This window comes from Gordonia desulfuricans NBRC 100010 (genome assembly GCF_001485495.1).
Lineage (GTDB): Bacteria > Actinomycetota > Actinomycetes > Mycobacteriales > Mycobacteriaceae > Gordonia > Gordonia desulfuricans.
The window spans coordinates 1-8,069 of sequence record NZ_BCNF01000187.1 but is presented as its reverse complement, the minus strand read 5'-3'; the positions used below and the strand labels follow the sequence as shown (position 1 = coordinate 8,069).

General features: G+C 65.1%; 7 protein-coding genes and 1 tRNA gene. 5 read left to right on the top strand and 3 right to left on the bottom strand.

Going from position 1 to position 8,069, the window contains the following annotated elements:
- Positions 1-648 precede the first annotated feature (648 nt).
- Together GD1_RS24890 and GD1_RS23365 are read right to left on the bottom strand one after the other, a co-directional pair.
- On the bottom strand, positions 649-1,866 hold the full coding sequence (locus tag GD1_RS24890) for a DUF6575 domain-containing protein (RefSeq protein WP_307190369.1): 1,218 nt from the start codon (positions 1,864-1,866) through the stop codon (positions 649-651).
- Complete coding sequence (locus GD1_RS23365) at positions 1,863-2,147, bottom strand: hypothetical protein (RefSeq protein WP_059039908.1); 285 nt, start codon at positions 2,145-2,147, stop codon at positions 1,863-1,865. Before GD1_RS23365 ends, GD1_RS24890 begins: the two co-directional genes overlap by 4 nt.
- Before the next feature lie 280 nt (positions 2,148-2,427).
- On the opposite strand from GD1_RS23365, the gene GD1_RS23360 reads away from it, so the two are divergent.
- Complete coding sequence (locus GD1_RS23360) at positions 2,428-2,718, top strand: tyrosine-type recombinase/integrase (protein ID WP_059039906.1); 291 nt, start codon at positions 2,428-2,430, stop codon at positions 2,716-2,718.
- A gap of 63 nt (positions 2,719-2,781) precedes the next feature.
- On the opposite strand, the gene GD1_RS23355 is transcribed toward GD1_RS23360, so the two are convergent.
- Positions 2,782-2,855, bottom strand: a tRNA-Gly gene (locus tag GD1_RS23355).
- Between the two features lie 170 nt (positions 2,856-3,025).
- Between GD1_RS23355 and GD1_RS23350 the strand changes: the two genes are divergently transcribed.
- The 4 genes from GD1_RS23350 (at position 3,026) to GD1_RS23335 (ending at position 7,999) form a co-directional block, all read left to right on the top strand.
- The gene (locus GD1_RS23350) at positions 3,026-4,597 is read left to right on the top strand and encodes a hypothetical protein (RefSeq protein ID WP_059039904.1); all 1,572 of its coding nucleotides are present in this window, start codon (positions 3,026-3,028) and stop codon (positions 4,595-4,597) included.
- Positions 4,598-4,665: 68 nt separating this feature from the next.
- Positions 4,666-5,244 carry a dCTP deaminase gene (gene dcd, locus GD1_RS23345; protein WP_020789778.1) on the top strand — a complete coding sequence of 193 codons (579 nt, stop codon included), beginning with the start codon at positions 4,666-4,668 and terminating at the stop codon, positions 5,242-5,244.
- Positions 5,245-5,364: 120 nt separating this feature from the next.
- Complete coding sequence (locus GD1_RS23340) at positions 5,365-6,768, top strand: UDP-glucose dehydrogenase family protein (RefSeq protein WP_059039902.1); 1,404 nt, start codon at positions 5,365-5,367, stop codon at positions 6,766-6,768.
- Positions 6,769-6,820: 52 nt separating this feature from the next.
- Positions 6,821-7,999 carry a serine/threonine-protein kinase gene (locus GD1_RS23335; protein ID WP_059039900.1) on the top strand — a complete coding sequence of 393 codons (1,179 nt, stop codon included), beginning with the start codon at positions 6,821-6,823 and terminating at the stop codon, positions 7,997-7,999.
- The last annotated feature ends 70 nt before the right edge of the window (positions 8,000-8,069 follow it).

Here is an 8,069-nt window from a genome sequence, read left to right as displayed (position 1 = left end):
CCACATCCGTGCCAGTATCTGTGCGAACGGCACCCGGGCGGCGCATGGTCGGCGGTCCCGCCGAGGTCGTGAATCCGTCGGGTGCACCCCGATCGCGGCGGCGGGGGCTACAACGAGATTGCTTGAAAGCAAGAAATTTTGGGATAAGAAACGGCAGTACGGCGCGCCTCCGGGTGAACGCGGAGGGGTGTGCCAGACGTGGACACGCGTGAGGTCGTGGACGATGGGGCCATGCGGTACTGACCGCTTCTGCATGCCCCGAGCATGCGGAGGCCGCCTGGATCTCGGGATCGAGTCTGTCTTCGTCGCATCGTTGCGAGTGCGCTGTCGACGAGGGGGGCGCGCAGCACGGGGGTGTGGTTCTTGCAGATCGGATGTTCGCCTGATCGAGCTCGATCGACCTGCTGTGATGGTGGAGCCGATGACGCGAATCGAAACCGCGTATTCAGCTTGGGAACATGGTCAGACCTGTTTCCGCACGTCTTCAACCGGAGCGGGTATGCGCTGGTCAGCGGCCATATCTGGGGTCGAATCGTTTACCGCCGTATACGCCCGGAGCGGGGCCAGTTGTGACATCTTGTGACACGACGGCTGAACTACCGCGTACGCGAAGATCGCGGTTTACACCCCAGCGCTTTGTCAGCGGGATCAGCCGTCGCCAGAACCATCGTCCAGCGGTACTAGCTGCCGCAGTCGATGGCTGATCTTGTTCTCCCCGATGACATCATCCAACGATGAGAAGGCGACGACCGTTGCTCGGTACTGCCGGTTGATCGTTGGATTCTGCACGTGCGCTCGGGCTTGTTCTTCGACTGTCCCGTGATAGGTTTTGCCTTCAATGTCTCGAAGGCCGAAGGTAAACCGGTCCGAGTCGAAGGCGTACAAAGTCATCTCACCTTCGATACTCTCAACTTCCTCATCGGGTGATATGGCGTTTAGAATCGTTTCCAGGAAAGCGATCCGCTCCTCTGAAAGCTCGGCGTTGGTATATGAAAATTCCTGACCCACACCGGCGATGTCCACCGAAGAATTCGCCGAACTAAGCGTTTCAACGAATCTACGGAAGCTCTTCGCCGCTCTCGGGCCGAGTTGGGACATGTGTTCGGCTATGGCAGAACGATCTAACTGCGGGTCCAGTACGCTGAGTATTTCCCGGGAGGCATCAGCGAATAGCGACTGTCCGAACAGGTCATCGAATTCGGTTGCGGCAATCTCGACCACGAAGCTAGCCGCACTAAGCTCGACCACCTCGCTCGCCATCTTTCTCGATACCCTTGGCGGGATCGGGCCGCGAGCGTGGGATTTCGGTCCAACCTCTTTCGATAATCCGACGTTATCAAGAAGTCTTTGCAGTCCTACAAGTATCTCGCCAACATCGCGTGTATTCGCTTCGGTTCGACGCATATCGGGTTGGTCGAGTTCTATACGCAGCCTTGTGCGATTCTCGGCGCGCGACCTTCGTGCCAGCTCGGTTCGATCAACAGCGGGTGGCTTGGTGGCGGTGTAAAGGTCTAGCGAGAAATCGCTAGCAGGCAACATGTCATCGGTAATCAACTCTGCGTCGATCACCTGTATTTCGTCGCGCCGTCCATCGTCATAGTAAGTAGATACCGAATACACTTGCTCTTCGGGATTCGTGAAAGCCTGGCGGACAGGGAAGCCGCCCGATCGCACCGCACCTAGCCTCTCTGGTGTCAGCGGAACGAACAGCCAATCATCACCGTAGTTATCATTCTCCCCAGCCCATTCGGCAAGGTACATCTGCCCCGACCTAGACCGGCACGAGAATAGCCTGGGTCCGTCATATTCCACGTAAACTTCGTGGAATTCGAGATGTCCGAGGCTAGTTTTTTTCGGGAGCGTCATGGGTCCACCACGGTGAATATCTGTTCCGGATCGACCTCTTCCGGTACCCACCAGGTCTGATGTCCAGCGCTGTTCTTTGGCGGGGTTGTCGCAATTCTGCCGAGACCGGTCACGTCGCCCTCCGCGATCTTCAGCCGCCTCATGCCGCCCGTGGCACCGCGCTTCTGTTCAGCGGCTTCTTTGGTCTCATAGACGCTCAGGCCCGAAGCCATGCAGTCGTCATCCCAGGGCTGACGGTCCTTGAACCGTAGCCCTTTGATGTACAGCTCCAAATGGCTCATGAAGTCCTTTGCTTGGACAGTGGGCTTCTTAACGAAGCGATACCTGGTTCCCTGTGGTTCCACGGCACTCTCGGGTGGGCAGGAGTCAGGGTAGTGCCCAGGCCAGGTTCCCACTCACCGCTCCTTATCGACGTGTGCCAGCGTTGCACGTTGGTACGACAAATTCTTGACGTATTGTGGCAGGCCGGACACACGGCCATGTACGAAGGGGCGGATGTGATCGAACAGACATCCATGTCTAGCTGGCACTAAGGATGCCCGGGGCTACGACCGGACCACGGTGTACGCGGACAGTGGGTACGTCGTCGTGAATGAGGTGGGGGAGCCGTACGGCCCTGCCACGCTGTCCCGGTACTGGCGCGACATGCTGGCCCGCTACGGGGTTCGTCACATCAGGCGCCACGACGCCCGCCACACGTGTGCGACCCGAATGGACCTGGACGGGGTGTCTATCGCGGTTGCCTCGGACTGGATTGGCCACACATCGGCAGTGTTTCCGATGGCAACCTACGCGGGTCATGCGTCAGCCGACGACCTGAAGGGCGCGGCAAACGCCCTGAACAAGTTGTGACACACCCCGTGACATCCTCGGGCTTGGTGTGGTCTGGTTTGGTGCATAACCGCTGGTCAAACGTGGAGCCGATGACGGGAATCGAACCCGCGTATTCAGCTTGGGAAGCTGATGTTCTGCCATTGAACTACATCGGCGTGCGGGCTTGTGACCCGCGACGCACACTGTAGCAAACGTCGCGGGCGGTGGCCGGGAGCAGGGGGTGGGTCGGGGCGTCGCGGGGGACCGATCGGCAAGAGTGTGCCAGGTGTGACTCAGACTTGTGGATGCGGAGTGAGCTGTCGGATTTGTCGGCTACTGTTTTGCAATGCGTACAGGTACGGGCCGTTCTCGTCGGTCGACTCGTCTTCTGGTTTCTGCTCTCGCCGTGGCGGTTTCGACCCCCTTGATGGTGATGACGGCAGGGTCTGCCGATGCCGCACCGGTGGTGGACCCCAAGGCCGGGAAGGTGGTCGCGAAGACGGCCTTCGACGTCAAGCGCGACGGTTTCTCCTTCGAGAACTGGGGGCCGGACGACGGAGTGCATCGGCGCGGTCTGACCGTGGACGGCATGCGTGCGGTCTTCGGTGATGTCGTGTGTGCCCGGATCACCTTGGGCGTGTGTTCGCCGACCACCGTGGCCGAGCTGCTCCAGGACGAGCTCAACGAATCGATGTCCGGCGGCCACTGCTACGGCATGGCGGCGCTGGCCGGGCTGTACTCCACCAAGCGCTTGAACCCCCTGCCGTTCGCGATGCCCTGGCAGTCGGTCTACGACATGAAACCGTCGGGACCCCTCGACGAGCTGATCGCCCGGATGTTCATCACCCAGAGTTTCTCGCCCACCGCGCAGACCGAGGCCGCACTCCCGGCGTCGGAGATCCTGACCCGGCTGCGGGCTGCATGGGCGCGCAACGACAACTACATCCTCGGCATCTACACCGACGAGAAGAAGGAAGCCGGGCACGCCATCACCCCCATCGCGATCCGCGAGCTGGGTGACGGCAAGTCCGGAATCGTCGTCTACGACAACAATTTCCCCGGCGTGGAGAAGATGATCATCGTCGACCCGGCGGCGAACTCGTGGTTCTACTCCACGGCGACCAACCCGAGCGAGCCGACCCTGCTGTTCGAGGGGTCGCCGGCCAACCCGATGTCGCTGACGTCGCTGTCCACCGCGCTCGGACACCACGAGGCCCCGTATGTGCGGGGCGACTACACCCTCGTCATGGTCACCGACACCAACGGGTCGGCGCGCGGTGTGGGTGATGTCGACTGGGACCTGCGGGTCACCGACCTCAACGGGAACCCGATCCCGGGCATCGACCAGCGAATCCTGCTCAACAACGACAACACCGGCTCGATCATGGTGCCCAAGGGCAAGAAGTTCCGCATCGTCGTCGACGGGGTGGACGCCGGGCGCGTCGCCGACATCAACACCACCGTGGTCAGCGCCGGTGGGGCTGTGGTGGTGGACGACATGGAGGTGCCTGCCGGTGCCACCGCCACCCTCGACGTCGACCCCACCCGCCATGCGGTGACGGTGCGGTCCACCGCACCCACCACCGCCGGCTTCGAGGTGGCCACCCAGGACTCGCTGCGATCGGTGACCACCCAGACCAGTCAGCTCGCCATCGGTCCGGGAGCGCCGGTGTCGGTGGGCGCCACCTCACGGTCCGGGGTCACCGTGGCATCGCAGGGTCGCGCCCAGAAGGTGCAGCTCTCCGTCGAACGCAGCGACGCCCTCACCGACCGGAACGCCGCCAGCCGCACCCCGATCGCCGTCGGCTCCGGTGGCCGGATCGACGTCCCGGTGAACACCTGGACCGGGTGGGAGCCGCTCACCGCGACCGTGCACTCGGGCGGGACCACCAAGTCGGTACCGATCCCGACGCGCTGACGCCACCGGCCGGCCGGTGGTCCTCGGGGCCACCGAGCCGGTCCGTGGCCGGTTGATAGCCTCGCAGGGTGTTGCTTTCCGACCGGGACATCCGCGCGGCCATCGATGACGGCCGCCTCGCACTCGACCCGTTCGACCCTGCCCTCGTGCAGCCGTCGAGCATCGACGTCCGCCTCGACAGCCTGTTCCGGGTCTTCAACAACACCCGATACACCCACATCGACCCGGCGCAACGGCAGGACGAGCTGACCACCCTGGTCGAACCCGCCGCGGGCGAACCGTTCGTGCTGCACCCCGGTGAGTTCGTGCTCGGCTCCACCCTCGAGGTGTGCACCCTTCCCGACGACCTCGCCGGCCGCCTCGAGGGCAAGTCCTCGCTCGGGCGCCTCGGCCTGCTGACGCACTCCACCGCCGGATTCATCGACCCCGGCTTCTCCGGCCACATCACCCTGGAACTGTCCAACGTGGCGAACCTGCCGATCACCCTGTGGCCGGGCATGAAGATCGGCCAGCTGTGTCTGCTGCGGCTGACCAGCCCGGCCGAGAACCCGTACGGCAGCGCCGCGGTCGGCTCGAAGTATCAAGGGCAGCGCGGGCCGACACCGTCCAAGGCGTACCTGAACTTCCTGCCCGACACCGCCCGCTGACCTGCTCGTAACCTCGTTCAACTGCCCGTCACCGGGTCCCGTCGGAGTTCACCGACACGACGCGTCGACGCCACTGTTCGGTCGGCTGCACGCCCCGTTACCGGCGTAGCTCTGACAGGTATGAAGCTCACGGTGATCGGATGCGGATACCTCGGCGCCACGCACGCCGCCTGCATGGCCGAACTCGGCCATGACGTTCTCGGCGTGGACGTCGACGCCGACAAGATCGCCCGCCTGTCGGTCGGCGAGGTGCCCTTCTTCGAACCCGGACTCTCCGATCTGTTGCGCCGCAACATCGATGCCGGTCGGCTCGCCTTCACCACGTCGTATCCGGCTGCCGCCGAGCACGGTTCGATCCACTTCATCGGGGTCGGCACCCCGCAGCAGGCCCGCGGGCTCGGCGCCGACACCACCTACGTCGAGGCCGCCGTGGACACCCTCGTCGGACACCTGCGCGGTGATCACCTCATCATCGGCAAGTCCACCGTCCCCGTCGGCACCGCCGCCGCCCTGCAGGCACGCATCGATGCCCGCACCGACGACGACACCACCGTCGAACTCGCCTGGAGCCCGGAGTTCCTGCGCGAGGGCTTCGCCGTCGAGGACACCCTGCGCCCCGACCGCCTCGTCGTCGGCACCGACCCCGACGCACAATGCTCGGCCGCGGTGGCCGTGATCGACGAGATCTACCGCGAGATCCTCGAAACCGGCGTGCCGTTCATCACCACCGACTGGGCCACCGCCGAACTGGTGAAGACCTCCGCGAATGCCTTTCTGGCGACCAAGATCTCGTTCATCAACGCGATCAGCGAACTGTGCGAGATCGTCGGTGCCGACGTGTCCACCCTCGCCGACGCGATCGGCCACGACAACCGGATCGGCCGACGGTTCCTCAACGCCGGCATGGGTTTCGGCGGTGGCTGCCTGCCCAAGGACATCCGCGCCTTCATGGCCCGTGCCGACGAACTCGGCGCGCACCGCACCCTGGGCTTCCTGCACGAGGTGGATGCGATCAACATGCGGCGTCGCACCGCGATGGTCGAACTCGTCGAACGTGTCTGCCGTCGCGAACTGATCGGCGCGAACATCGCCATCCTCGGTGCCGCGTTCAAACCGGAAAGCGACGACGTGCGTGACTCCCCGGCACTCAGCGTCGCCGGACAACTGGCCCTGCGCGGTGCCACGGTGACGGTGTTCGATCCGAAAGCCGCCGACAACGCCCGCCGTATGTACCCGATGCTGCACTTCGCCGACTCCGCCCGGACGGCCGTCGCCGCTGCCGACGTCGTCGCGGTCACCACCGAATGGGCCGAGTTCGTCCACATGGGTCCCGACGAGCTCGATCCGCTGGTCCGGGAGCGGGTGATCGTCGACGGTCGACGGTGTCTTGCACCACATATCTGGGCTGCTGCGGGCTGGGAATACCACGCTCTCGGTGGCGTGAACCGCAGTCATTCCCCCGCTCGGACCACACGCGTGACCTCGGATAACCCGCACGCCCGTGCTAGGTTGAAGACCATCTGACGTACCCGGGGCACGCCACCGGCCCCCGCCAGGCACAGGAAATCCGACCATCATGACCGTTCACCGCATCCCGAATCCGGGTGTTGCGCCGATGACGGTGCTGCCGATGTCGATCCGCGACCACCTCCACGAGATCGACGCGCCGATCATCGCCGTCCTCGACCTCGACGACGCCGGTAGCCGCGTGATGGTCGCCGACCTGCTGGCCCGGCGCGTGCTCGCCGTCGACCCCGCCGACCCTGCGACCTCGGCGAATGCCCTCGATCGGGCCATCGCCGACCATCTGGTGGCCGACGGTCGCGTCGAACGGCCGGTCGGCGAGGAATGGCAGGCCGAGCTGCTCGGCGTGGTCGGCCGGGCCCGGGCAGCGCTCGCCGGCTCCGACGGAACCTTCCTGATGGGCGACAACCACGTCCGCCTCGTCCGGGTGAGTCGTCGCGACGTGGACGTGGCCACCGCACCCCTCGCCGACCACGTGAGCGACCGGATCGAGCAGACCCTCGACACTCTGGGCGTCACCGACGCTGTGATCGTCCTCGCCCCGACACACCTCCGGTGGCCGGGGGACGTCGGCCGACTCAGTGCGACGACGCATCGTCGGATGCTGGTGATGGACGGCCAGACGGTGCGTGCGGTCGAGGCGCCCGGCGCGGTACCGATGCCGGCCGCTCATGCCCGCGATGCCGTGGTCGAGGACGCGATCACCGAGGAGATCCCGGCGATCACCGACCCGGCCGCCCCGACCGTGTACGCGTACGACGAGGCGGTGGAATCGCCGGATGTGGTCGGACCGCCGGTCGGCGCCGATGCCCTGGTCGACGTGGATGCCTCGGTCGATGCCGAACCCGAGTACGAGCAACATCACGAACGTTCCCGCAACTCGTCCGGCCAACGCTGGCTGCTCGGCGGCGCCGTCGCCGCCGTGCTCGCCGTTCTCGGCACCGCGACGGTCGTGGCCTTCACCGGCACCACCGACCCCGGACCCACCCCGCCCGCGGTGATCGCCGCAGCGCCCACCGGACCGACCACCTCCGCATCGACCGAATACGCCGACCCGGCCGACCTCGTCGTCGCGCAGGAAACCGCGGTCCGCTACACCACCCCGCCGCCGCCCAAGACCACCAAGAAGTCGACGACCCGCAGTCAGCGTCGGGCACCGAGCTCGCCGAACGGCGGTCAACCGCGCATCACCATTCCCGTCCCCGGATTCCCGCCGATCGTCATCCCGTAGCCGGCTCCCGGCGCGTTGTTGCGTCGGACGTGGTTGCGGACACTGTCGGCTCGCCGGGCCTCGACACGGG